The 22940-nt window shown below is 72.0% G+C and carries 21 protein-coding genes, 1 pseudogene and 1 riboswitch; of the genes and pseudogenes, 11 read left to right on the forward strand and 11 right to left on the reverse strand.

All coding sequences use genetic code 11. From position 1 onward, the window contains the following. The first annotated feature begins 24 nt into the window (after positions 1-24). The 3 genes from N7925_RS31350 (at position 25) to N7925_RS31360 (ending at position 2873) form a co-directional block, all read left to right on the forward strand. A complete protein-coding gene (locus N7925_RS31350) occupies positions 25-498 on the forward strand; it encodes a bifunctional nuclease family protein (protein ID WP_003970463.1) in 474 nt (157 codons plus the stop codon). 168 nt (positions 499-666) lie between these two features. Beyond that, positions 667-1293, forward strand: a complete 627-nt coding sequence (locus tag N7925_RS31355; RefSeq protein ID WP_265602831.1) for a MerR family transcriptional regulator — start codon at positions 667-669, stop codon at positions 1291-1293. Between the two features lie 116 nt (positions 1294-1409). Next, positions 1410-2873 carry a DNA polymerase IV gene (locus N7925_RS31360; protein WP_265602832.1) on the forward strand — a complete coding sequence of 488 codons (1464 nt, stop codon included), beginning with the start codon at positions 1410-1412 and terminating at the stop codon, positions 2871-2873. Here the strand turns inward: N7925_RS31360 and N7925_RS31365 are convergent. Beyond that, a complete protein-coding gene (locus N7925_RS31365) occupies positions 2792-3166 on the reverse strand; it encodes a PRC-barrel domain-containing protein (protein ID WP_265602833.1) in 375 nt (124 codons plus the stop codon). The two genes, N7925_RS31360 and N7925_RS31365, sit on opposite strands and share 82 nt — an antisense overlap. Positions 3167-3298: 132 nt before the next feature. Further along, positions 3299-3396: riboswitch (glycine riboswitch) on the forward strand. 194 nt (positions 3397-3590) lie between these two features. On the opposite strand from N7925_RS31365, the gene gcvP reads away from it, so the two are divergent. After that, a complete protein-coding gene (gene gcvP, locus N7925_RS31370) occupies positions 3591-6476 on the forward strand; it encodes an aminomethyl-transferring glycine dehydrogenase (protein WP_274345840.1) in 2886 nt (961 codons plus the stop codon). Between the two features lie 103 nt (positions 6477-6579). Here the strand turns inward: gcvP and N7925_RS31375 are convergent, their stop codons facing one another. Both N7925_RS31375 and N7925_RS31380 read right to left on the reverse strand, forming a co-directional pair. Then, positions 6580-6786: a DUF5999 family protein gene (locus N7925_RS31375; protein ID WP_322784848.1), complete on the reverse strand. Its 207-nt coding sequence runs from the start codon at positions 6784-6786 to the stop codon at positions 6580-6582. A 326-nt stretch (positions 6787-7112) separates the two neighbouring features. After that, on the reverse strand, positions 7113-7697 hold the full coding sequence (locus N7925_RS31380) for a hypothetical protein (RefSeq protein WP_265602836.1): 585 nt from the start codon (positions 7695-7697) through the stop codon (positions 7113-7115). 484 nt (positions 7698-8181) lie between these two features. Between N7925_RS31380 and N7925_RS31385 the strand changes: the two genes are divergently transcribed. Next, on the forward strand, positions 8182-9687 hold the full coding sequence (locus N7925_RS31385; RefSeq protein WP_274345841.1) for a glutamate--cysteine ligase: 1506 nt from the start codon (positions 8182-8184) through the stop codon (positions 9685-9687). A 53-nt stretch (positions 9688-9740) separates the two neighbouring features. Here the strand turns inward: N7925_RS31385 and N7925_RS31395 are convergent. Then, a pseudogene (locus N7925_RS31395) lies at positions 9741-10470 on the reverse strand (hypothetical protein). Between the two features lie 164 nt (positions 10471-10634). Here N7925_RS31395 and N7925_RS31400 point away from each other — a divergent pair. Beyond that, a complete protein-coding gene (locus N7925_RS31400) occupies positions 10635-11435 on the forward strand; it encodes a CPBP family intramembrane glutamic endopeptidase (RefSeq protein ID WP_274346583.1) in 801 nt (266 codons plus the stop codon). A 61-nt stretch (positions 11436-11496) separates the two neighbouring features. Here the strand turns inward: N7925_RS31400 and N7925_RS31405 are convergent, their stop codons facing one another. From N7925_RS31405 to N7925_RS31420, 4 genes are all read right to left on the reverse strand, one after another. Continuing rightward, entirely contained in the window at positions 11497-12318 is an 822-nt protein-coding gene (locus tag N7925_RS31405; protein WP_274345843.1) for a PhzF family phenazine biosynthesis protein, read from the reverse strand. Positions 12319-12496: 178 nt separating this feature from the next. After that, entirely contained in the window at positions 12497-13819 is a 1323-nt protein-coding gene (locus tag N7925_RS31410; protein WP_443032283.1) for an MFS transporter, read from the reverse strand. Positions 13820-14316: 497 nt separating this feature from the next. Further along, complete coding sequence (locus tag N7925_RS31415) at positions 14317-14748, reverse strand: type II toxin-antitoxin system Rv0910 family toxin (RefSeq protein ID WP_265602841.1); 432 nt, start codon at positions 14746-14748, stop codon at positions 14317-14319. Between the two features lie 79 nt (positions 14749-14827). Next, complete coding sequence (locus N7925_RS31420; RefSeq protein WP_265602842.1) at positions 14828-15022, reverse strand: hypothetical protein; 195 nt, start codon at positions 15020-15022, stop codon at positions 14828-14830. 244 nt (positions 15023-15266) lie between these two features. Between N7925_RS31420 and N7925_RS31425 the strand changes: the two genes are divergently transcribed. The 3 genes from N7925_RS31425 to N7925_RS31435 all read left to right on the forward strand — a co-directional run bounded on the left by N7925_RS31425 (position 15267) and on the right by N7925_RS31435 (position 18074). Then, complete coding sequence (locus tag N7925_RS31425; RefSeq protein ID WP_274345845.1) at positions 15267-15809, forward strand: peptidase; 543 nt, start codon at positions 15267-15269, stop codon at positions 15807-15809. Positions 15810-15923: 114 nt separating this feature from the next. Next, complete coding sequence (locus N7925_RS31430) at positions 15924-16955, forward strand: EamA family transporter (RefSeq protein ID WP_265602844.1); 1032 nt, start codon at positions 15924-15926, stop codon at positions 16953-16955. Between the two features lie 159 nt (positions 16956-17114). Then, positions 17115-18074 carry a DMT family transporter gene (locus tag N7925_RS31435; protein ID WP_274345846.1) on the forward strand — a complete coding sequence of 320 codons (960 nt, stop codon included), beginning with the start codon at positions 17115-17117 and terminating at the stop codon, positions 18072-18074. A gap of 64 nt (positions 18075-18138) precedes the next feature. On the opposite strand, the gene N7925_RS31440 is transcribed toward N7925_RS31435, so the two are convergent. Further along, on the reverse strand, positions 18139-18834 hold the full coding sequence (locus tag N7925_RS31440) for a pyridoxamine 5'-phosphate oxidase family protein (protein WP_274345847.1): 696 nt from the start codon (positions 18832-18834) through the stop codon (positions 18139-18141). Positions 18835-18870: 36 nt separating this feature from the next. Here N7925_RS31440 and N7925_RS31445 point away from each other — a divergent pair, with 36 nt between their 5' ends. Then, positions 18871-20202: an aminotransferase class I/II-fold pyridoxal phosphate-dependent enzyme gene (locus tag N7925_RS31445; protein WP_265602847.1), complete on the forward strand. Its 1332-nt coding sequence runs from the start codon at positions 18871-18873 to the stop codon at positions 20200-20202. Here N7925_RS31445 and N7925_RS31450 read toward each other — a convergent pair. Further along, positions 20189-21334, reverse strand: coding sequence for a DMT family transporter (locus tag N7925_RS31450; RefSeq protein WP_274345848.1), 1146 nt, complete (start codon positions 21332-21334; stop codon positions 20189-20191). The two genes, N7925_RS31445 and N7925_RS31450, sit on opposite strands and share 14 nt — an antisense overlap. Before the next feature lie 74 nt (positions 21335-21408). On the opposite strand from N7925_RS31450, the gene N7925_RS31455 reads away from it, so the two are divergent. Continuing rightward, a complete protein-coding gene (locus tag N7925_RS31455; protein WP_274345849.1) occupies positions 21409-22347 on the forward strand; it encodes a LysR family transcriptional regulator in 939 nt (312 codons plus the stop codon). A gap of 51 nt (positions 22348-22398) precedes the next feature. On the opposite strand, the gene N7925_RS31460 is transcribed toward N7925_RS31455, so the two are convergent. After that, positions 22399-22869, reverse strand: coding sequence for a pyridoxamine 5'-phosphate oxidase family protein (locus N7925_RS31460; RefSeq protein WP_274345850.1), 471 nt, complete (start codon positions 22867-22869; stop codon positions 22399-22401). Between the last annotated feature and the right edge of the window lie 71 nt (positions 22870-22940).

The raw sequence follows: 22940 nt of genomic DNA on the forward strand, positions 1-22940 counted from the left end.
GCGAGCACGTCCTAGGGTTGCTGTGTGAACGAGCTCGACGTTGTCGGTGTCCGGGTGGAAATGCCCTCCAACCAACCGATCGTTCTCCTGCGTGAAGTGGGAGGCGACCGGTACCTCCCCATTTGGATCGGTCCTGGGGAGGCGACCGCGATTGCCTTCGCCCAGCAGGGCATGGCTCCCGCCAGGCCGCTGACCCATGACCTGTTCAAGGATGTGCTCGAGGCCTTGGGCCAGGAGCTCACCGAGGTCCGCATCACGGACCTCCGCGAAGGGGTCTTCTATGCGGAGCTCGTCTTCGCCAGCGGAGTCGAGGTGAGCGCACGGCCCTCCGACGCCATAGCGCTCGCCCTGCGGACCGGCACGCCGATCTACGGCAGTGACGGTGTGCTGGACGATGCGGGCATCGCGATCCCCGACGAGCAGGAGGACGAGGTGGAGAAGTTCCGCGAGTTCCTCGATCAGATCTCTCCGGAGGACTTCGGTACGAACAGTCAGTGACCGTCCCGCAGGGGTGCTGTCAGCGCATCCGACAAGCCTTTCCCGGAAACGAGACACGGGAAACCACCCTCAGGGTGATTATCACTCGGCGTGCCGAGTGTGGCGATCGTTGACGCACCCCGAGTGACTGCCTACCTTCGAGTGGGCAGGTCAAGGACGGAGGTCGGCGTGAGAAGCAGCGGCGACGGTACGGCGGCGGGTGGGCCGTATCCGCAGCACGGCAGTGGAGCCGACCACGCCATCAGGCAGCCGGTTCAACCGGCAGCGGTGGCAGCGGGCGGCGTGGCAGCGGCGAGCGATGCAGGGGACATCGGCTATCGCGGACCGACGGCGTGCGCGGCGGCGGGGATCACCTACCGCCAGTTGGACTACTGGGCCCGTACGGGACTGGTCGAGCCCAGTGTGCGCCCGGCCTACGGGTCGGGGACCCAGCGTCTCTACAGTTTCCGGGACGTGGTTCTCCTCAAGATCGTCAAGCGGTTCCTGGACACCGGGGTCGCTCTGCAGAACATCCGCACCACGGTCCAGCATCTGCGGGCCCGCGGTTTCCAGGATCTTGAGCGCATGACGCTGATGAGCGACGGAGCCACGGTCTACGAGTGCTCCTCGCCCGACGAGGTCGTCAGCCTGCTCCAGGGCGGGCAGGGAGTCTTCGGGATCGCCGTCGGCGTCGTCTGGCGGGACGTGGACGCGGCGCTCTCGCAGCTGCACGGCGAGCGGGTCGACACCGGCGAGACGCTCGTCGGGCACAACCCCGCCGACGAGCTGGCGCGGCGACGCAACCGCGCCGTCTGAGCATCCCCGGAGGCACAGGACGGCGGGCAGCACACGAACAGGACGACGGGACGGTCCGGCACCTCACGGGGCGCCGGACCGTCGCGTTGTCAGTGCCGTAGGGCAGCATCGACGGTGTGAGACCCGCGCCCACCATCCTTCACCTGGACATGGACGCCTTCTACGCGTCGGCGGAGCAGGCGGCCAAGCCGAGCCTGCGCGGCAAAGCGGTCGTGGTGGGCGGCCTCGGACCGCGCGGAGTGGTCGCCACCGCCTCGTACGAGGCCCGGCGCCTGGGCGTGCACTCGGCGATGCCCACCGCGCAGGCCCGGCGGCTCGCGCCGAACGCCGCCTACCTGGTGCCCCGCTTCTCGCTGTACCGGACGGTGAGCGACCAGGTGATGGAGCTCCTGGGGCGGCTGTCGCCCCTGGTGGAGCCGCTCAGCCTGGACGAGGCCTTCGTGGACCTGGAGGCGGGCGGAACGGCCGACGACGCGGCGTCGGCCCGTGCGACGGGTGAAGGGCTGCGGACGGCCATCCGCGCGGTGACCGGCCTCAGCGGATCCGTCGGGCTGGCCGGTTCCAAGATGCTCGCCAAGATCGCCTCCGAGGAGGCCAAGCCCGACGGGCTGCTGCTCATCGAGCCCGGCACCGAGCGTGAGCTGCTCGCCCCCATGTCCGTGCGCATCCTGCCGGGGGTCGGCCCGGCCACCGGCGACCACCTCAGACGCGCGGGGATGACCACCGTCCACGATCTGGCCGAGGCGGGCGAGGCGGAGCTCGTACGGCTGGTCGGAAAGGCGCACGGCCACGGGCTCTACCGGATGGCGCTGGGCCTCGACGACCGGCCGGTGGTCGCCGAGCGGGACGCCAAGTCCGTATCGGTGGAGGACACTTTCGACGTGGACCTGCACGACCGGGTGCGGGTGCGGGCCGAGGTGGAGCGGCTGGCCGTCCGGTGCGTGGAGCGGCTGCGCGCCGCCGACCGGTCGGGGCGCACGGTGGTGCTGAAGGTGCGCCGCTACGACTTCTCCACCCTGACCCGCTCCGAGACGCTCAGAGGCCCCACGGACGACCCCACAGTGGTCCGTGAGGCGGCGGGGCGGCTGCTGGAGTCCGTCGACACCACGGGGGGCGTACGGCTGCTGGGGGTCGGCGTGACGGGGCTGGCCGACTACACGCAGGAGGACCTGTTCGCCCAGGCCGCCGACGCCCGGGAGCTCGCTCAGCGGGCCGAGGAGGAGCACCGGGCGCCGCCCGGGGAGGGCGGCGAGGAGAACGCGCTGACGGAGCCCGAGCCGGACAGCGCGGAGCTGCTCGCCGCGCGGCGCTGGCCCGCCGGTCACGACGTGCACCACGAGGAGCACGGGCACGGCTGGGTGCAGGGGAGCGGCGTGGGCCGGGTCACCGTCCGGTTCGAGGAACCGTGGAGCGCACCCGGCCGGGTGCTGACGTTCCGCATCGACGATCCGCTGCTGCGGCCGGCCGACCCGCTGCCGCTCGTCCGTGACGCGGCCGACTACTCCTCCTGGCCCGCCAGCCTGCCGAAGTCCCGGTCGGGCGCCGGCTCCTCCGAGGGGGGCGGGGAGTCCAGCCCGTAATGGCGGTAGAGCTGCAGTTCCTGCTCGGGCGAGAGGTGCCGGCCGACGCCGAAGTCCGGCGCGCCCTTGATCAACGCGCGGTCGAAGGGGACGCGCAGCGCGTCCTCGACGAATTCGCTGGGCTCCAGAGGGACGAAGGCGTCCCTGCTGAACAGGCCGGTGCGGACGGCCGCCCACTCGGGCACGCCCGTCGCGTCGTCGAGATAGACCTCATCCACCGTTCCGATCTTGGCGCCCTTGCGATCGAATGCCTTGCGGCCGATCAGGCGGCGCGGATCGATATCGGTCTGCACGGTGCCTCCCACTGGTCGCCCCTGCTCAGGGTGGACGCTGTCGCTCCACCGGCACCACACAAGTGCAGATCCGCGGCGTCGGCCACTCGAGAACTCCCGCGCAGTGGCCGCTGGTAGGCTGGCGGTGGCTGCTGACCCCGTGCGGGAGAGTCCTCCGGTGCTGAATCCGGAGGCGCCGAAGGAGCAACTCCTCCCCGGAATCTCTCAGGCCCCCGTACCGCACGGACGAGGTCACTCTGGAAAGCAGGGCGATTCCGTGCGGGCGCAGGCCCAGGCGGACTCGACCCTCACCGACGGTGAAAGTCGGCACGCCCCCCGGGCGGGCCGGTGAAGCTCTCAGGTTGAGATGACAGAGGGGGAGGCCGTTCGGGCACCCGCGCCGTGGTGCCCCTCGCAGGTCGTGACAGACCAGGAGGCCTCCACCATGACCCCCCGTCGCACTCCGCTCTCCCAGCTGGAGCAGGGCATTCCGTTCGAGCAGCGCCACATAGGGCCCGACGCCGGGGCCCAGGCGAAGATGCTCGCCCAGGTCGGCTACGGCTCCCTCGACGAGCTCACCGCCGCCGCGGTGCCCGACGTGATCAAGAGCGCGGAGGCCCTGAACCTTCCCTCGGCGCGCACCGAGGCGGAGGTCCTGGCCGAGCTGCGGTCGCTGGCCGACCGCAACGAGGTGCTGGCCCCGATGATCGGCCTCGGCTACTACGGCACCTTCACGCCGCCCGTCATCCTGCGCAACGTCATGGAGAACCCCGCCTGGTACACGGCCTACACGCCGTACCAGCCGGAGATCTCCCAGGGCCGCCTGGAGGCCCTCCTCAACTTCCAGACGATGGTCGCCGAGCTGACCGGGCTGCCCACCTCCGGCGCCTCGCTCCTCGACGAGGGCACCGCGGCCGCCGAGGCGATGGCCCTCGCCCGGCGCGTCGGCAAGGTCAAGAAGGGCGTCTTCCTGGTCGACGCCGACACCCTGCCGCAGACCGTCGCGGTGATCGAGACCCGCGCCGAGCCCACCGGTGTCGAGGTCGTCGTCGCCGACCTCAGCGACGGCATCCCCGCCGGGATCGCCGAGCGCGGCGTCTTCGGCGTCCTGCTCCAGTACCCGGGCGCTTCCGGTGCCGTGCGCGCCATCGAGCCCGTGATCGAGCAGGCCCACGGGCTCGGCGCGATCGTCACCGTCGCCGCCGACCTGCTGGCCCTCACGCTGCTCACCTCGCCCGGCGCGCTCGGCGCCGACATCGCGGTCGGCACCACCCAGCGCTTCGGCGTCCCGATGGGCTTCGGCGGTCCGCACGCCGGCTTCATGGCGGTCCGCGAGAAGTTCGCCCGCTCCCTGCCCGGCCGCCTCGTCGGCGTCTCCGTCGACGCCGACGGCAACAAGGCCTACCGCCTGGCCCTCCAGACCCGCGAGCAGCACATCCGCCGCGAGAAGGCCACCAGCAACATCTGTACCGCGCAGGTCCTGCTCGCCGTCATGGCCGGGATGTACGCGGTCTACCACGGTCCCGACGGGCTGCGGACGATCGCCCGGCGCACCCACCGCTTCGCCGCGATCCTGGCCGACGGCCTGCGGAGCGCCGGCGTGGACGTCGTGCACGGCGCGTTCTTCGACACCCTGACCGTGCGCGTGCCCGGCAAGGCCGCCGGTATCGTCGCCGACGCCCGGGAGCGCGGGATCAACCTCCGCCTCGTCGACGCCGACCAGGTCTCCCTCGCCTGCGACGAGACCACCACCCGTGCGCAGGTCTCCGCCGTCTGGGCCGCCTTCGGCGCCGAGGGCGACATCGAGGCGCTGGACGCGACGGTCGCCGACGCGCTGCCCGAGGGGCTCCTGCGCTCCGACGAGATCCTGGCCCACCCGGTCTTCCACCAGCACCGCTCCGAGACCGCGATGCTGCGCTACCTCCGCAAGCTCGCCGACCGCGACTACGCGCTGGACCGCGGCATGATCCCGCTCGGCTCCTGCACCATGAAGCTGAACGCGACCGCCGAGATGGAGTCGATCACCTGGCCCGAGTTCGGCGCGCTGCACCCCTTCGCCCCGGCCGACCAGGCGCAGGGTTTCCTCTCCCTCATCCGTGAGCTGGAGGAGCGCCTCGCCGAGGTCACCGGCTACGACGCGGTGTCCCTCCAGCCCAACGCCGGCTCCCAGGGCGAGTTCGCGGGGCTGCTGGCCGTCCGCGCGTACCACCGGGCCAACGGCGACGAGCAGCGCACCGTCTGCCTCATCCCGTCCTCCGCGCACGGCACCAACGCCGCCAGCGCCGTCATGGCGGGCATGAAGGTCGTCGTGGTGAAGACCGCCGACGACGGCGAGGTCGACATCGCGGACCTGCGCGCCAAGATCGAGCAGCACCGCGACGAGCTGGCCGTACTCATGATCACCTACCCGTCCACGCACGGGGTGTTCGAGGAGCACGTCGCCGAGATCTGCGGCGAGGTGCACGACGCGGGCGGCCAGGTCTACGTCGACGGGGCCAACCTCAACGCGCTGGTCGGGCTCGCCAAGCCCGGCAAGTTCGGCGGCGACGTCTCGCACCTGAACCTGCACAAGACCTTCTGCATCCCGCACGGCGGCGGCGGCCCCGGCGTCGGCCCGGTCGGCGTCCGCGCGCACCTCGCCCCGTACCTCCCCAACCACCCCCTCCAGCCCGCCGCGGGCCCGGAGACCGGTGTGGGCCCGATCTCGGCCGCCCCGTGGGGTTCGGCGGGCATTCTGCCGATCTCGTGGGCGTACGTCCGCCTGATGGGCGGCGAGGGGCTCAAGCGGGCCACGCAGGTCGCCGTGCTGGCCGCGAACTACATCGCCAAGCGCCTGGAGCCGCACTTCCCGATCCTGTACAACGGCCCGGCCGGTCTGGTGGCGCACGAGTGCATCGTGGACCTGCGCCCGATCTCCAAGGCGACCGGCGTCTCCATCGACGACGTGGCCAAGCGCCTGATCGACTACGGCTTCCACTCGCCGACCATGTCGTTCCCGGTGGCCGGCACGCTGATGATCGAGCCGACGGAAAGTGAGAACCTCGCGGAGCTCGACCGGTTCTGCGACACCATGATCGCGATCCGCGCCGAGATCGAGAAGGTCGCCTCGGGGGAGTGGAGCCAGGACGACAACCCGCTGAGCAACGCCCCGCACACCGCGGCCGCGCTCGGCGGCGACTGGGACCACGGTTACAGCCGCGAGGAGGCCGTCTTCCCGGCCGGGGTCTCCGCCGCGGACAAGTACTGGCCGCCGGTGCGCCGCATCGACGGCGCCTTCGGCGACCGGAACCTGGTCTGTTCCTGCCCCCCGCTGGACGCGTACGACGACTGAGACAGGCTGCTGCAGGGCGTGCGCCGTGAGCGGTGCACGCCGGACATGCGTCGGGGCCGGTGCGGAGATCTCTCCGGGCCGGCCCCTGTTCGTCGGCCCGTCCTCAGGCGGCCTTCACCACGCGGCCGGTTGCCAGCGGCCGGTGCGGGGCGATGATCTGCCCGTCGGGCAGCAGTTCGCCGGTGTCCTCGAAGAGCAGGACGCCGTTGCACAAGAGGCTCCACCCCTGTTCGGGGTGGTGGGCCGTCAGACGGGCGGCCTCCCGGTCGGGTGAATCGGCGGTGGGGCAGGGTGGCTGGTGCTGGCACATGGATGGGTTCTTTCGCTGCGTCGAGTCGAGTGTCCTGCGGCTGGATGAGGTGCTCATGGCCGCCCCCGTATCAGTCGGTCCGGTCCCAGTGTTGCCCTACGGGGAGGATTCCGCAGGGATTTGGCTGCGGCACCCGTACTCCTCTCATGACGCATCACCCGCGCGGACGGTTCACCGCAACTGCACTGTCCCTTTGGGTGGTTCGGGGTGGCCGGATGGGGCTAGGCCGAGTGGGCAGCACAGCGCCCCCGCAGTGACCCCTGCCCCGCCCGGTGGCCGGGCGGGGCAGGGGTCACTGCGGGGGCGCTGTTGCCGGGTGGCGCCGGTCAGGCCGAACTGAGCAGCGGGCCGGGAGCCACGCGCAGCGAGATGACGGGCAGCAGGTCGGCGACCCGGTGCGGGCGGTGGGCGGTGATGCCCGGCGGGGCCGGCGCCAGGGGTACCAGGACGTCCGTCGGCGCGAGCACCCCGCCGGCGGGATCGGCCTCGGTGTCGCCGTGCAGCCAGAGGGTGAGCATGTACAGCTCCGGGATGGACAGCAGCCGGGCCTGGCAGGCGGTGGACGACCCCTCCGCCTGCCGGAGGGCCAGCTCGGTCGAGGCGAGGTAGGGCCCCTCGAAGAAGTGCGAGAAGGCCCAGCCGTCGGGCGTGAGCACGGTGTCCGCCGCGGCGACCGCGCGGCCCTCGCTCCGGATCAGGAAACGCCAGGCCGCGAGGCGTGTCAGAGGTGCTGACCTGGTGGGCGTGATCCGGTCCAGCACATGCACGGGAAGCGGGAGTTCGGGGCTCAGCGGTCCCTGGACGGACCGGAGAGCGGATGTTCGGGCCTCGCGGACGGCGGTGGGAGAACCGAGGGCCGCGAGAACACTGCGCAGGGCGGGCGCGGGAGCCGGGGGAACATGCAGCGGCATAGTGGGTCGCCTCTCACTTCGGAGACACGGTGGCGCTTGGGCGGGTGCAGACGGCGTTGTCGGCATGCGGGCCGGAGACGGCCGGTGACGGGCGAGTCGTATCAACTCTCTGCCTCGTTGAGCGGAGTTTATATGACGCGTGTTCACACAGTGTTTCCACTAGCGGTCGGAGATATGTCGCGCAAGACGTCATCCGGCCTTCGAATTGTGGTATTCCTGGTGATTTGAACTGCCGTTGGCGACCTCGACCTGGCGTTCTTCCGGTGGAGCGGTCGGCCGAAACGCGTCGGTGTTCTCACCGCGCATACTCCGGCCGAAAATGTGGGGAACCACATGCCTCCGGAATGTGCCCCCGGTCTCCTTCCATCAGACTATCGGGTATCGGAGGCCCGTGGGGGCGTTACGGATCACTCCCGCTGGGCATTATCGATCGTGATGCGAGCGGCCTGGGCCGCGGGCCGCCCACTGGAGGAGGGACCCCTCGATGGGGGAGAAGGTCGTGGCGGAAGCCTTTGACCTGTCCGATCGACAGGCGTACCGCGCCAAGCTCGGCCAGTGCCTGGAGGGGCTGGGCAGACTCCTGGCGGAGCGGAGGTTCGACCGTCCGCGGAACCTGATGGGGCTGGAGATCGAGCTGAATCTCGCGGGTTCCGACGGGATGCCCCGGATGATGAATCAGCAAGTGCTCCAGCGCATCGCGAGCCGGGATTTCCAGACCGAACTGGGGATGTTCAATCTCGAAGTGAATATCGTCCCGCACCGCCTCGGCGGCCGGGTTTTCGATCAGCTCGCGGAGGAGTTGCGGACCGGCCTCGCCTATGCGCACCGCAAGGCGGGGGAGGTGGACGCGGGGATCGTGATGATCGGAATCCTGCCCACCCTGGGCGAGCACGACGTGGTGTCCGCGAATCTCTCGGCCGTGGACCGTTACACCCTGCTCAACGATCAAATGGCGGCCGCCCGGGGGGAGGATTTCGTCCTGGATATCGAAGGCGTCGAGCGATTGGTCTGCACCTCGCCCTCCATCGCCCCGGAATCGGCCTGCACCTCGGTACAGCTGCACCTGCAGGTGACGCCCGCCCGGTTCGCCGATGTGTGGAACGCCGCCCAGGCGATCACCGGCGTCCAGATCGCGCTGGGCGCCAACGCCCCCTTCCTCTTCGGCAAGGAGCTGTGGCGGGAGTCCCGGCCACCCCTGTTCCTGCAGGCCACCGACGTGCGGCCGCCGGAGCTGGCGAACCAGGGGGTGCGCCCCAGGACCTGGTTCGGGGAGCGCTGGATCGGCTCCGCCCACGAGCTCTTCGAGGAGAACCTGCGCTACTTCCCGCCGCTGCTGCCGATCTGCGACGACGAGGATCCCCTGAAGGTGCTGGACGAGGGCGGGGTGCCCGAGCTGGCCGAGCTGGTGCTGCACAACGGCACCGTCTACCGCTGGAACCGTCCGGTGTACGGGATCGCCGACGGCGTTCCCCATCTGCGGGTGGAGAACCGGGTGCTGCCCGCCGGGCCGACGGTCACCGATGTGATCGCCAACGCCGCCTTCTACTACGGGCTCGTACGGGCGCTCGCCGAGGAGTCGCGGCCGGTGTGGAGCAGGCTGCCGTTCGAGGCTGCCGAGGAGAATTTCACCGAGGCCTGCCGGCACGGCATCGAGGCCGAGCTGCTCTGGCCGCGGCCGGGCCGCACCGGCGGACTGGCCAGGATCCCCGCCGTACAGCTGGTGCTGGAGGAGCTGCTGCCGCTGGCCGCCGCGGGGCTGGACGCCTGGCACATCGAACCCGCCGACCGGGACCGCTATCTCGGGGTGATCGAGGAGCGCTGCAAGCGGCGCGTCAACGGGGCCTCCTGGCAGGTGGCGACCTACCGCCGGGCCCTCGGCGCCGGGCTGGGGCGGGACGCGGCCCTCGCGGCCACCACCCGCCGCTATGCCGAGCTGATGCACGCGGGGGAGCCGGTCCACACCTGGCCGGTGGGCTTCCCGGCGCCCTGAGACCCCCGGGAAGCCGGCGCCGCTGACGGGCCCGGCTCCGGCTCCCGGGCCGGTCACTCCTGTGCGACGAGTCCGTTCTGCCCGGCCGCCATGATGGCCCGGAGGATCACCGCCTGGATCCCGGCCGGGTCGCTTACCTCGTAGCCGTCGCCGCCGGTGGCCCGCGGGATCTCGGCGACCTCGTCGCGGTCCGCGTCCGGGCCCACCGCGCTCGCGATGACCGGGACCGGGCGGCTCCGGGTCGCGGAGCGCCTTGAGCTTTGAACTTGCCCTTCACGAAGGTCGACCGGGCTTCCTTGTACGAGGCGAGCGTCGTGTCGTACAGCCCGGTCGCGCCGACGAGGCGCCGATGCCGACGAGCGCCAGCAGTCCGGTGGCGCTGCGCGCCGGATCCGCCGCGCCGAGATGCACCCGGTCGGAGCCGAGCGCCGCGACCAGCGCGGACCAGGAGTAGGACTTCTCGGGCCAGCCGAGCTTCCGGGAGGCCGACGGCACCATGGCAAGCGCCACGGGGGAGGAGGCCACCGAGCCGGGCGCCTGTTCGGCTATGGAGCGCACGGCGGGGGCGATGTCCGGGGAGGCCGCCACGGTCAGCCGTACGGCGGTCTCCTCGCAGGACCGGGAGAACGACAGCAGGCCGACCTTGGCCGCCACGGCTGTCCCGGTCGCCACGGTGAGGACGAGCAGGGTGGCGATGGCGACCGTGCGTCGCCGTCGCCGTGGGCCCGGGTGGTCCCGGCGTCCTTCCCTCGCGTGGCTGTCGGGCAAGCTATGACGTCCCATGTCGGTGGTGCCCCTCGTTGAGGATGAAACAAGGAGAAGGGGGACCGCACCATCAGTGATGGTGGTCGTCCCCCGGCCTGTCGCGCATGATCTTCGTACCTTTATTCGAGACCCTAGTGCGGTGGTCGGTGGGATGAGACGTGATTGCAGAACAAAAGGCAGGTGTGCAGGTGGAGGCCGGGCGCGTGGCTGATTCTTTTCCCCAAGAGGCCGTGTCACGAAGGATCTTGCGGTCCGAGGTGCTGCTGGTCCTGGCGCTCTCGCTGGGCGCCAGCGCGGTGTCCTCGCTCATCAGTTTTGTCGGATCGCTGACGAAACCGGGAGGTTTGAAGGACCAGGCGGCGACACTCAACGGCTCGTACGCTCCGGACCGTCCATGGCTTGATCTGGCATGGCAAATGTTCGGAATCGCAACGGCTCTGGTGCCGGTCGCGCTGGTCGCGCACCTGCTGATCCGGGAAGGAGCGGGGCTGCGGGCCATCGGATTCGACGGTGCGAAACCCTGGTTCGACCTCGGCCGCGGAACCCTCGTCGCGGCCGGCATCGGCAGCGCCGGCCTCGCCTTCTACCTGGTGGCCCGCGCCACCGGATTCAACCTGACGGTCGTTCCCGAGTCCCTGCCCGAGGTCTGGTGGAAATTCCCCGTACTGATCCTCTCGGCGATCCAGAACTCCGTGGTGGAGGAGGTCATCGTCGTCGGCTATCTGCTGCGCAAACTCGGACAGTTGGGCTGGACGCCGATGGCCGCGCTGGTGGCCAGCTCCGTGCTGCGCGGGTCGTACCACCTGTATCAGGGGATCGGCGGCTTCATCGGCAACGTGGTGATGGGCGTCGTGTTCGTGCTGCTCTACCGGCGTTGGGGCCGGGTGGGCCCGCTGGTCGTCGCGCACGCACTCCTGGACATCGGGGCGTTCGTCGGCTACGCGCTGCTCGCGGGCCGGGTCGACTGGCTGCCGACGCCGTGAGCGCGGTGCCGTCGAGGCCGTGACGGGGTGCGCCGGAGAGCCGGCGCACCCCCGACGGCCGTCAGAGGGTGGTGAGCAGTTCGCCGTCGATCACCGTGACCGCCGTGCCGGTCAGCAGGGTGCGCTCGCCGCGCAGCGCGGTGCGGACCAGCCCCGAGCGGGCGGACGCCTGGAGGCCGGTGAGGTCGTCGCGGCCGAGGCGGGCCGCCCAGAAGGGGGCCAGCGCGGTGTGGGCGCTGCCGGTGACCGGGTCCTCGTCGATGCCGACGCCCGGGAAGAAGCCGCGCGAGACGTAGTCGTATCCCCGGGCGGGATCCTCGGCGGCGGCGGTGGCGATGACACCGCGCCGGGAGTGGGCCGCCAGCGCGGCGAAGTCCGGGGCGAGCGCCCGTACGGCCGCCTCGTCGCGGAGCTCGACGAGCAGGTCGCCGATGTGCTCACCGGTGTCGTGCACCGAGACGGGGTCCGCCCCGAGGGCGTCTGCGAGGCCGTACGGCACCGGCTCCTCGGTCAGCGGGGAGGTGGGGAAGTCGAGGGTGAGAGTGCCGTCCTGCCGGGCGGTCGCGGTCAGGATCCCGCAGCGCGCGGCGAAGCGCACCGGACCCGTGGCCAGACCCGTGGTGTGCAGGACGTGGGCGGTGGCGAGCGTCGCGTGCCCGCACATGCCCACCTCGGTGGCCGGAGTGAACCAGCGCAGCGCCCAGTCGGCCGTGCCGCCCGGCGGCAGCGGGTGGGCGAAAGCCGTCTCGGAGAGGTTGACCTCGGCGGCGATCTCCTGCAGACGTGCATCGGCCGGGAACGTACCGCTGTCCAGCAGAAGTACGCCGGCGGGGTTTCCGGAGAAGGGGCGGTCGGTGAACGCGTCGACGATGCGAATCCTCATGGGACGACCGTAGATCGCCGGGGCGGAGGCGGGCCAAGGCCAATTCCGGGTAACCGGCCCCTGACCGTCGTGTCGGGACCGTCGTGTCGGAGAGCGGCCGTGCCCGGCGGTGGTTCTCGGCCCACCGATGACTTCCACCCTGCAGCGGTACGCCCCGGTCTGGCCCCGCCGGGCGTCCTCACGCCTGCGGAGCCGGAAGCACCCGTCCCAGGCGAGCGAGCGGGGACACGGCCATCAGGAGCGGCGACAGCATCATGCCCGCGGCCGACACCAGGAGGCCGGTGCGCAGACCCCACCCCTGGGCGAGGAGGCCGCCGAGCAGCGAGCCGAGCGGGGTGAACCCCATCCCCACGAACGTGATCGTCGCGGCCGCGCGCCCCTGCATCCCGTCCGGTGTGACGGCCTGCCGCACCGACATGACCGTGACGTTCACCAGCTGGCTGAACGTCCCGAACACGAAGTTGACGGCAAGGAGCGCGAGGACCGTCGCGGGCGAGGAGCCGTGCAGGGCCGGTACGCCCAGCAGCGCACCGTTGCCGAGTACCGCCGCGGACACGAGCACGACGCCGTGGCCGAACCGGACCGGCAGCCGTGCGGCCAGGACCGAACCCAGGAGCGCGCCCGGACCGGTCGCCGCGAGGGCGAGGCCGACGGTGACGCCCGTCAGCCGCAGTTCGTTCGGGAGGAAGAGCAGATAGACGGTCATCGTGGCCGCGAAGGAGAGCTGGAAGGCGGCAGAGGCGAAGCACACGGCCCGCAGCCAGGCGTTCTTGGCGACGAAGCGAAGACCTTCCCGGATCCGGCGCCGGACCGGGGAGGCATGCTCCGGAACCGGTGCCACGCGCCCGGGTACGGCTTCGGGGCGGCGGATCCGCCCCAGCGACACGAACGACACCGCGAAGAACAGCGCGCCGGCGGCCGCGGCGACCGGGGCCGACAGCAGCGACACCAACGCGCCGCCGAGCGCGGGGCCGCCGATCTGCGCCGCGGACCGGCTGCCCTCCAACGCGCTGTTGCCCCGCACGAGTTGATCGCGCCGCACCATCCGTACGAGGGACGCCTGGTACGCCACGTCGAAGAGGACCGACAGGGCTCCGACGGTGAACGCCACCACGAACAGCGCGGGCAGACCGAGCAGTCCGAGGAGCCCGGCCACGGCCGCCGCGCCCAGGGCCACGGCGCGGCCGGCGTCGGTGAGCACCATCACCGTACGGGCCCGCCAGCGGTCCACCCAGGCACCCGCGAGGAGTGAGAGCAGCAGGATCGGCGCCTGCCCCACGGCGCGGAGGACGCCCACTTGGCTCGCGCCCGCGTCGAGCGTCAGGACGGCGAAGAGCGGCAGTACGACGAGCGTCGTGTGTTCGCCGAGCTGGGAGGCCGTCTGACCTGCCCAGAGCCTGCGGAAGTCGGCGTCCCGCCAGGGACCTGAGGGCACGGCCCTGCCGGAATCCGGCACGCCGGAGGAAGGGATGGGGGAGGAAGGGGCGGGGGAGGGCTGCACAGGAACCTCTGGGGTCGGGGCACGAGACCCGCGGCCCGGCGCACGGAGGCGCACCCGGGCGTCGGGCGGGAAAGGGGCTCGCTGTGCCGCGACCTTGAGGGGCAGCACGCGATGACGGGCCGATATGGCTACGACGTCAGCGCGCGCTCGGACGACCGACCATGTCTTTCTCCTCCTGGCGAGTCATTCGGGGCCAGGAACGCTAGTGGTTGCCGAGCGGGGGCGAAAGGCAATTTCGGGAGGGCACGGGAAGGCGTGCCCGGGCTCGGACGGGTGGGACGGGGCGGTACCCCCCGGCGTCCGCGATCCGAAGCGCCGAAGATCGGATCGCCGCCCGTACGGTTTTCACCGCCCGTACGGTGCCCGCCGACTCGGTCGGGGGAACGGTACGGGTGCGCGCAAGAAGCCCTGCCTGATCCTCGCCGACGAGCGACGAGCGCGTTCGCGGGCCGGGTGCGGGAGGCCCCGGGGGGCCTCTCGCCTGCCCGTGGGTGTGGTCAGGAGGTGACGAGCCCGGCGAGCTTGCGCAGCGACTCCTGGAGCGCCGCCGTCGCGGAGTCCTTGAGCTTGCCGCCCATCAGGGAGACCGCCGCACCGGTGAACTCCCCGTCGATGCGCATCGTCGTGGCGTCGCCCTCCGGGGTCAGGGAGTACCGCATGGCGAGGTTGACCCCCATCGGGCCCTTGCCCCGGGTCGCCAGCAGACGGCCTTCCTCCAGGCCGTCGACCGTCCAGAGCACCTCGGCGGGGAAGCCCATGAGCTTCATGTTCTCCTCGTAGGTGGCCGCGAGCTCCAGCTCGGCCGGGCCGCCCCTGGGGAAGCTGGTGTGGGTGGCGTTCCACTCCCCGTACGACGAGAAGTCCGTCAGGCGGCCCCAGACCTTCTCGGCGGGCGCCTCGATGCGTGCCTCGGCGCTGACTTCAGCCATGCGACCACCTCTGGTTCGTCCGGTTCCGGTGTCGCGGAAGGTAGCGGGGGCCGCGTCAACATTCAATGCTGATGAATCGTCAGATTTGTTGGGGCTGCCTGTTCCGCCAGATCACCGCGGCGTCGAACCTGTCCGACGCTCGGGGGTGGGGGCCCTCGTCGTGGCAGTGGAAGGCCGACCAGAAGAGGTCGGCGGGCAGGGCGTCGTCGGGTGCGTACACGCGGTAGACGTACTGCAGCCCGTCCTGGGCGAGCAGCGCGACCATCCAGAACAACCCTTCCTCCCCTCCCGCCCCCGCCGCGTCCGTGTGGCGTGGGGGACGTGCGCGCGGGGGCCTGCGGTTGCCGTGGGGGCGTGAGATGCAAGGCGGCGCGCGCTCCGGACCGTCATGGTTGTGCCGTTCGGCACGATCTCATCCGCAAGGATGACGGACCGCTCCGCTGTCCCCAACTTCGGTGGGATGCCCAATGGGCCGTTCCGGGGATGTCTTTCAGCTGTGGGACTGATGGGGTAGAGGTGTGCAAAACCGGACGCCGCCCATGCCTGACCAGCCCGTACCGAACCACGCCGAGAACGATGCCCGCTTCACCGTGGAACTGGCAGCGGTGCTCAACGGTGCGCGCAGGCGCGCGCTGCGCGACGGTGACCGGCAGATCGACACCGCCCACCTCCTGCATTCGCTGATCGAGACGGATCCCGAGGTCCGCGAGGCCTTCGACGGTGGGCCGCAGTTGGCCAAGGTGCTCGGCTACCTCGTCCAGCGCAGCATTGGTTACGGGCTCCGCTGGCAGGGCTCCGTCGAGGACTCCGGCTCCATTCCGGTGGTGCGTGACCCGGCGGTCGACGGCTGGTCGCCCTCGGCCCTCGCGGCGATGGAGGGCGCGCTGTACCGTGCGGCGTCGCGCGGCGAAGCGCGCGCCTCCGGCCTCGATCTGCTCGCCGCCCTGGCGACCGACATCGAGTGCCGTGCGGTGGAGGTGCTCGCCCGCGGGGGCGTGGACGCGCGGTGGCTGGCGGACCGGGTGGTCGTGGTCACGGCCAAGGCAGCGCGACACGCTTGAGCCGCCCCGTGACGGCGATGCCTCACCTCCCCGCCTTCACGCGGTCGCGGCCGGGGGCGTCTCGACAGGTGTCACGGGGATGACGGTGCTGTCTACTGCTGCCATGATGTGCCGATGCAAGCGTCTTCGGGATTTCAGGGCAGAAGTGCCGGGCTGGGCCTGGCACTGGTCTCGGCCTTCGCGTTCGGCGGTTCGGGAGTGGCGGCCAAGCCGCTGATCGAGGCGGGGCTCGACCCCCTGCACGTGGTCTGGCTGCGCGTCGCGGGCGCCGCCGTCATCATGCTCCCGGTCGCTTGGCGTCACCGGAATCTCGTACGGGAACGCCCCGCGTTGCTGGCCGGGTTCGGCCTGTTCGCGGTGGCCGGGGTCCAGGCCTTCTACTTCGCCTCCATCTCCCGCATCCCGGTCGGTGTGGCGCTCCTGGTGGAATACCTGGCGCCCGCGCTGGTCCTCGGCTGGGTCCGCTTCGTGCAGCGCAGGCCCGTCACCCGGGCCGCCGCCGTCGGTGTGGTGCTGGCGGTCGGCGGCCTGGCGTGTGTCGTCGAGGTCTGGTCCGGGCTCAAGTTCGACCTGCTCGGCCTGCTGCTCGCCCTCGGCGCGGCCTGCTGCCAGGTCGGCTACTTCGTTCTCTCCGACCACGGCGGGCAGGACGGCCGGGACGGCGGTGGCAAGCACGCCGAGCCTCCGCACCCCGTCGGGGTCATCGCGTACGGACTGATCGTCGGCGCGGCCGTCCTCACCGTCGTCGCCCGCCCCTGGGGCATGGACTGGTCGCTGCTCGGCGGCAGCGCGGTCATGAACGGCAACGAGGTTCCCGCCTGGCTGCTGCTGGGCTGGATCGTGCTGCTCGCCACCGTGCTCGCGTACGTCACCGGGGTCGTCTCGGTCCGGCTGCTCTCGCCCCAGGTGGCCGGAGTCGTCGCCTGCCTCGAAGCGGTCATCGCGACCGGACTGGCCTGGGTGCTGCTCGGCGAGCACCTCTCCGCGCCGCAGCTCATCGGCGGATTCGTGGTCCTGACCGGCGCGTTCATCGCCCAGTCCGCCGCGCCGAAGCCCCCGTCGGGTCCCGTCGCCTCCGGCGTCGGCACCGGCGCGGCGGCCGGGGCCGTCGAGGGTGAGTTGTCCGGCGGCCGGGCCCCGCATTAGTGTGACGGCCATGCATCTGACTGTGCTGCCGCCGCCTGCCGCCTAGCGCGGGCGGCCACTCCTGACGAAGACCGGGCTCGGGCAGTCCCCGAGCGGCTCGTCGCTGCCCGCGTGCGGAGCCGAGCGACCTGCCACCCTGTCCTCCTCTGGAGAAGTCGTATGTCCATCCCCGTTGCTTCCGCGCTGCCCGTCGGGCGGAGCATGCTGTATCTGGTCGTCGCCGGGGTCGCCTGGGGCACCGCCGGTGCGGCGGCGTCCCTGATCTTCCGGGTCAGCGATCTCGGCCCTCTCGCCCTGTCCTTCTGGCGCTGCGTGGGTGGTCTCCTCCTGCTCGCCGGCGCGCTCGCCCTGCGCCCCCGCCGGGCGCCCCGGGAGCCCGAACCCCGGCGGCGCCGGCTGCTCCGGATCCTCGGTACCGGCATCGGTCTCACCATGTTCCAGACCGCGTACTTCGCGGCGGTCGAGGTCACCGGCCTTGCCGTCGGCACCGTCGTCACGCTCGGTGCCGGGCCCGTCCTGATCGCCGTCGGGGCGCGTCTGCTGCTGGGAGAACGCCTCGGCAGGGGCGGCCTCGTCGCTGTGACCGGCGCGCTGACCGGGCTCGTCGTGCTGGTCCTGGGCGGCGAGGGCGGCGACGTCGTGCCGGCCGGAGTGCTGCTCGCGCTGCTGTCCGCCTCCGGGTACGCGGCCATCACGCTGCTCACCCGCCGGCTCGGGCGGCACGGCGGCGGCGGTGACGCGCTGACCACCAGCGCCTGGGCGTTCGGCATCGGAGCGGTGGGCCTGCTGCCCATGGCCATGGCCGAGGGGCTGGTGCCGCACACCGCCGAGACGGGGCAGGTGCTGTGGCTGCTGGTCTATGTGGCCGCGATCCCCACGGCGCTCGCCTACGCGCTGTACTTCGCCGGGGCGGCCGCCGTCCGATCGGCCACCGTCTCCGTGATCATGCTCCTGGAGCCGGTGAGCGCGGCCGTCATCGCGGTGACCGTCCTGCGGGAGCGGCTGACAGCGGCCACGGTCCTCGGCACGCTGCTCCTGCTGACCGCGGTGGCCGGGCTGGCCCTCGCGGAGGCGCGTGTGGCGGCGGCGGCCCGCCGGAAGGAGGCGCCGGCGGTGTGACGGGACCGGCCCGATAAGGTCTGAGGCCGCGGCTGCCGCGGCCTCCATCGGCCTCCATCGGCCTTCAGAGCGTGGACAGGTAGTCCGGTACGCCGATGGCCGGATCCATGTCGTCCGCGGGGACCGGCGCCGCATAGCCCCGGGTGAGCGGCACGATGCCGGTCCAGTGGGGGAGGGCACTGTCCTCGGGCTCGTCGTTGGGTCCGCCGGTGCGGACCTTCGCGGACACTTCGTTCAGGTCGAGCCGGATCACCGCTGTCGCGGCGAGTTCCTTGGCGTCGGCCGGCCGGGAGTCGTGGGAGCGGCCGGGCACGACCTGCTCCACGATCGCGTCCAGGGCGAGCCGGCGCTCCTCGGGGTCGGTCACCGTCACGGCCGTGCCGTGCACCACCACCGAGCGGTAGTTCAGCGAGTGGTGGAAGGCGGACCTGGCCAGCACGAGGGCGTCGACATGGGTGACCGTCAGGCAGACCGGCAGCCCCGGGTCGGCGCTCCCCGCCGACCGCAGCGGTCGCGAGCCCGTCGAACCGTGGACGTACAGCCGCTCTCCTATCCTGCCGAAGAGGGTCGGCAGGACGACCGGGGCACCGTCGCGCACGAAACCCAGGTGGCAGAGGTAGGCCTCGTCGAGGATGGAGTGGACCAGCTCGCGGTCGTAGGAGGCGCGCTCCTTGGACCGGGTGGGCACCGTGCGGTCGGTGGGCAGGTAGGGGGCGGCGACGCCGGAGCCCGTGTCGTCGGGCGTTGCGGTGTGCTGCATTTGCTGACTCCATTGCACTAGTGCATACTATTGTTTGTGCTAGGAGAGTATCGGATCAGTGGGCGGCGCGCAGCGGAGATTGCCGCCAGTGTGGAGCGCGGGGTCGGCTCCGGAGACCTTCCGCCGGGCCAGGTGCTGCCCCCCATGCGGGAGTTGGCCGCGCGTCTGGAGGTCAACCCCAATACCGTGGCCGCCGCCTATCGGACGCTGCGCGAGCGCGGTGTGATCGAGACGGCGGGCCGACGGGGGAGTCGGGTACGTCCGGCCCCGGCCAGCACGTCGCGCGGATCCCTGCGGATCGAAGCGCCCCCGGGCGTACGGGACCTCGGCGAGGGCAATCCCGATCCGGAGTTGCTGCCCGACCTCGGGCCGGCGCTGGCGGCGGCCGCCGCGGCCGACGCGGAGAGCCATGGTCTGTACGGGCAGGCCGCGGTGGTCGCGGAGTTCGCCGCGTACGCCCGCGCTCTGATGGACGCCGACGGGGTACCCGCCGGGCCGGTCGCCGTGACGTCCGGAGCGCTGGACGCGATCGAGCGGGTGCTCGCGGCGCACCTGAAGCCGGGCGACGCGGTGGCGGTGGAGGACCCTGGCTGGGGCAGCGTGCTCGACCTCGTACCGGCGCTCGGGCTGCGCGCCGTGCCGGTCGGTGTGGACGACTCCGGTCCGCTGCCCGCGGATGTGGAGCGGGCGCTGCGGGCCGGGGCGCGGGCCCTCGTCGTCACCGACCGGGCGCAGAACCCGACCGGCGCGTCCCTGGACGCGCCGCGCGCCCGGGAGCTGCGCGCGGTCCTCGGGCGCCACCCGGACGTGCTGCTGATCGAGGACGACCACGGGCACGCCATCGTGGACCTGCCGCTGCACCCGCTGGCCGGGGTGACGGCCCACTGGGCGTTCATCCGCTCGGCGGCCAAGGCGTACGGCCCCGATCTGCGGGTCGCCACGCTCACCGGGGACGCCGTCACGGTCGACCGGGTGGCGGGGCGGCAGCGGCTCGGGCCCGGCTGGGTCAGCCGGCTGCTCCAGCGCGCCGTGCTCCAGCTGTGGACCTCGGGCGCCGTCGACACCCGGGCGGTGTCCCGCTCCTACGGGGACCGCAGGGACGCGCTCATCCACGCGCTGGCGGAGCGCGGCGTGAGCGCCCGGGGCCGCAGCGGTATGAACGTGTGGGTCCCCGTGAGCGACGAGACCGGGGCTGTCGCCCGGCTGCTCCACGCGGGCTGGGCGGCGGCCCCGGGCGCACGCTTCCGGCTGGACACGCCCCAAGGCGTGCGGCTCACCGTCTCCCCGCTGGCCGCGGCGGACATCGGGCCCCTGGCGGACGCGGTGGCCGCGGCCGCGGGTCCCGCACGGCCGGTCAGCTACGGCTGAGACCGGCGGCGTCCGCGTCCGGCGGCACGGCGCGGTCCGCCGCGGGCTCCGGTGGGGTGGCGACCGGAACGATCGCGGGCTCCGGTGGGGTGGCGACCGGAACGATCGCGGGCTCCGGTGGGGTGGCGACGAGAGCTTTCGCGGGCTCGGGTGGGGCGGCGGCAGGGCGGGCCCGGCTCTGGGTGAGGGCCGCCCCGGCGAGGATGATCAGCGCCCCGACCGGGGTGTTCCAGCTCAGCTGTTCGCCGAGCAGCGCGACGCCTGCCGCCGTCGCGATCACCGGGATGAAGTACGTGACCATCTGAGCCGTCGTCGGACCGACCTCCTGGACCAGTCCGTACTGGAGCAGGACGGCGAGGCCCGTGCCCAGCGCGCCCAGGGCGAGCACCGAGACCGTCGGGAGCAGCGGAAAGGACGTCGGCGCCGAGGTGAACAGCGGTGTCACCACGGCCAGTTGCAACGTACCGAGGAAGAGCTGGCTGCCCGTCAGCGCCAGCGTCGACGACCCGGTCCCGGCCAGGGTGCGGCGCACGTAGATCCAGCCGACCGGATAGCAGAACGAGGCGAGCAGCGCCATGCCCGTACCCGGCAGGTCCAGGCCGGAGAAGCCCTGCCAGGCGCCCAGCACCGTGAGGACGCCGAGGAAGCCGACGCCGAGACCGCCCACCCGTCGGCGGGTCGGGCGGTCCTCCGACAGGGCGATCACCGAGAGCGCCATGCCCCACAGCGGCGAGGTCGCGTTACAGATCCCGGCCAGCGTCGAGGGGATCGTCAGCTCCGCGTAGGAGAAGAGCGAGAACGGCAGCGCGTTGAGGAGGAACGCCGCGACCGTGAGGTGCCCCCAGGTCCGGGCGGAGCGCGGCAGCCGCTCCCGGCGCAGCGCCATGGCGGCGACCAGCACCGCCGTACCGGCCAGCAGCCGGCCGAAGGTGACCTGGAACGGGGCGTAGCCCTCGGTCCCGACCTTGATCAGCAGAAAGCTGAAGCCCCAGATGAGCGAGAGCCCCGCGAACCGGATCCGCCAGTCGAGGGCGGGGCGCCGCGCGGCGGGCGCGATCGGGGCGGGCTGGGGAGGTCGCGGGGGAGGTGCTGACGCCGGGGCCGTGACCCTCGGCTCGCAGGGAGCGCTCATGAGGTCAACCCTGACGAGGATGACGTCGTAGGACAAGCGAATCCTTCTGTGCCCGTTCGCGTAGCATCGCTTACATGTTGAACCTGGAGCGGCTGCGCACGCTGGACGCCCTCGCCCGGCACGGCTCGGTGACCGGGGCGGCCGACGGGCTGCACGTCACGACGTCGGCGGTCTCGCAGCAGCTGGCGAAGCTGGAGCGTGAGGTCGGGCAGCGGCTGCTCGCCAGATACGGCCGAGGCGTCCGGCTCACCGACGCCGGCCGGCTGCTCGCGGACCACGCCGCGCGGATCCTGTCGCAGGTGGAGCTGGCCCAGTCCGACATCGAGGCACAGCGCGGCGAGGTCGTCGGCGAGGTACGGATCTGCGCCTTCCCGACGGCGGCCCGCGGGCTGTTCCCCGCGATGCTCACCGCCCTGCGCGCGGACCACCCCGATCTCACCGTCCCCACCCGGGAGCTGGAGCCCGAACAGGGACTGCGCGCGGTTCTCCGCGGCGACGTCGACCTGGCCGTCGTGCTCGACTGGAGCAACAAGCGGCTGCCCGTGCCCGGCGGGCTGGCCCAGGCCGAACTCCTCGACGACGCACCGGACATCGCCATGCCGGCCGGACATCCGCTGGCGGACCGTGACGAGGTGGAGCTGGAGGACTTCGCGGACGACCCGTGGGTGTCCTGGCCCGAGGGCGAATTCTGTTACGAGTGGCTGGTGTTCACTCTGCGCTCCCGGGGCATCGAGCCCCGTATCGCCCATCTGGCGGGCGAGCACCACACGCAACTCGCCCTGGTCGCGGCCGGGTTCGGTGTCTGTGTGGCTCCTCGGCTGGGGCGCGGCCCGGTCCCCGAAGGCGTGCGGCTGGTGCCGGTGCGGCAGACCATGCGGCGGCACGTCCACGCGGTCTGGCGCACGGACGCGGACCGCCGGCCGTCGGTCCGCGCCGCGGTGAAGGCGCTGCGGGCTGCGGGGGCTGGTGTGGGTGGGGTGGCGGACGGTCAACGAGCCCCGGGCGCCGGATGATCCCCGGGGGCCGGGGCCGGGGCCGGGGCCGTGGCGGCCGCGGACGGGAGCTCAGGCGAGATCGGCGAGCTTGCGGAAGTCCCAGGAAGTGATCGTCTTCGGGGTCAGCCGCAGCCAGGCGTGCCGTCCGTCGTGCGGCATCTCCGTCATGCCGAAGTACTTCACGGGGAACAGCCGCTCCGGCTCCATGAGTTCGGGGCAGGGCTCGCCCGTGCGGGGCGCCTCGCCGACGAACTCCGCCCGGCCGGTGAGCTCCACACCGCGCAGCTCCTCGTACCCCTCGCCGTCGTCCACGACCACGGCGATCCTGGAGTCCCCGCGCAGCTGGGACCAGCGCAGGCTGCGCGTGATGGAGTACAGCCAGAGGGAGCCACCGTCCCAGACGAACCACAGGGCCCCGACGTGCGGGGCGCCGTCGGGGCCGAGCGTCGCCACCCGGCAGGTGCGCTGTTCGCCGAGATAGGCGTCACGCTCCCCGGGTGTCATCATGATCCGGCGGCCTCGTCGCTGGGTGTCGGTCATGGCCGCCCTCTCATGGGATCTGACGGGACGTCGGGAATCATGGACGCTCTTCCTTCATGACGCAATGGCCG

The organism is Streptomyces sp. CA-278952, assembly GCF_028747205.1.
Classification (GTDB): domain Bacteria; phylum Actinomycetota; class Actinomycetes; order Streptomycetales; family Streptomycetaceae; genus Streptomyces.

Coding starts and splice junctions, on each gene's coding strand:
- gcvP (WP_274345840.1), top strand. CDS start 3,591: ATGACCCCCCGTCGCACTCCGCTCTCCCAGCTGGAGCAGGGCATTCCG.
- N7925_RS31375 (WP_322784848.1), bottom strand. CDS start 6,786: ATGTGCCAGCACCAGCCACCCTGCCCCACCGCCGATTCACCCGACCGG.
- N7925_RS31380 (WP_265602836.1), bottom strand. CDS start 7,697: ATGCCGCTGCATGTTCCCCCGGCTCCCGCGCCCGCCCTGCGCAGTGTT.
- N7925_RS31385 (WP_274345841.1), top strand. CDS start 8,182: ATGGGGGAGAAGGTCGTGGCGGAAGCCTTTGACCTGTCCGATCGACAG.
- N7925_RS31405 (WP_274345843.1), bottom strand. CDS start 12,318: ATGAGGATTCGCATCGTCGACGCGTTCACCGACCGCCCCTTCTCCGGA.
- N7925_RS31415 (WP_265602841.1), bottom strand. CDS start 14,748: ATGGCTGAAGTCAGCGCCGAGGCACGCATCGAGGCGCCCGCCGAGAAG.
- N7925_RS31430 (WP_265602844.1), top strand. CDS start 15,924: ATGCAAGCGTCTTCGGGATTTCAGGGCAGAAGTGCCGGGCTGGGCCTG.
- N7925_RS31435 (WP_274345846.1), top strand. CDS start 17,115: ATGTCCATCCCCGTTGCTTCCGCGCTGCCCGTCGGGCGGAGCATGCTG.
- N7925_RS31440 (WP_274345847.1), bottom strand. CDS start 18,834: ATGCAGCACACCGCAACGCCCGACGACACGGGCTCCGGCGTCGCCGCC.
- N7925_RS31450 (WP_274345848.1), bottom strand. CDS start 21,334: ATGAGCGCTCCCTGCGAGCCGAGGGTCACGGCCCCGGCGTCAGCACCT.
- N7925_RS31455 (WP_274345849.1), top strand. CDS start 21,409: ATGTTGAACCTGGAGCGGCTGCGCACGCTGGACGCCCTCGCCCGGCAC.
- N7925_RS31460 (WP_274345850.1), bottom strand. CDS start 22,869: ATGACCGACACCCAGCGACGAGGCCGCCGGATCATGATGACACCCGGG.